The 950-nt window shown below is 36.0% G+C and carries 1 protein-coding gene; it reads left to right on the top strand.

Annotated features, from left to right (window positions below):
* Nucleotides 1–334: hypothetical protein (locus tag B3182_RS02315; RefSeq protein ID WP_292751391.1), on the top strand; the 334-nt coding region annotated here is incomplete at its 5' end.
* Between the last annotated feature and the right edge of the window lie 616 nt (nucleotides 335–950).

Genomic DNA, 950 nt, shown 5'->3' with positions numbered 1-950 from the left:
AAAGGAGAATGAAATGTTTAAGCAACTATTTCTTTCAACTGCAATTGCTACAGCTTTTGCTGTTACACCTGTCTTAGCAGATGATCATGAAAAAATGAATAAAGATGATCCTGAGTGGGAACAAAAAGTTAATAAAACTCAGCATGACATGGACAAAAAACATCAGGATAATGAGAAGAAAATGGACAAAAACCGTCAGGGTGATACAACCACCTATGATGAAATGGATGAAGACATGGACGTGGTGCCTGATGAAGAAGCCTATGATAAGGATAAGGGCGGAAACGATAAGCACCCTGCCCACAAAATGGGTGAGGAAGGATATCCTGAATAAAATAAATTGAACGTAAAATAAAATTCTAAGTTCAATGGGAGCGTAGCGTTTTAATGGAGTAATTAGCTGGTTGATTTCTCAGTGTTGACCAACAAATTTACTAAGGAAGTAACGCTACGTTTTCATTTTTTTATCAAACTAATTTCTCACCTAAGCATTTCATTTTAACAAATGAAATGTGATGTCCTTAAGGCCTTCTAACTTCATATTCTTATTTGATATAAGCCTTAATGCTTTCTTGAGCATTTTGGATAGGAGTTTAAAATGGCTACACAACTCATTAAAATGACTTTTTTTGCCAGCATGATTACGAGTCTGCCTTTACTGGCAGATGAAATGAATGAATTAAAACGAGATAGACAATCCTGTTACTCATAGTAATAATATTTCAAGTACAAATCTAGCCGGGATACTGTGACACAGGGAGTAATAGGAGCTGAAGCAGATGAAAACTAGAAGCTTGTTCCAGAATGATTCCCCGCTAAGACGAAAAAAGATACTGAGGTCCTAACTTCGTCTATATGATGAGATTACTGATGATATTGAAACATTTGATGCGGATTAATGATTTAGGGCTTGTTTATCTTTCATATCCACCACTGCTGGCGGCTATTTT

Origin of the sequence: Methylophaga sp. UBA4204, assembly GCF_002379485.1 — a bacterium.
Classification (GTDB): domain Bacteria; phylum Pseudomonadota; class Gammaproteobacteria; order Nitrosococcales; family Methylophagaceae; genus Methylophaga.
This window is presented reverse-complemented; position numbering and strand designations above follow the sequence as displayed.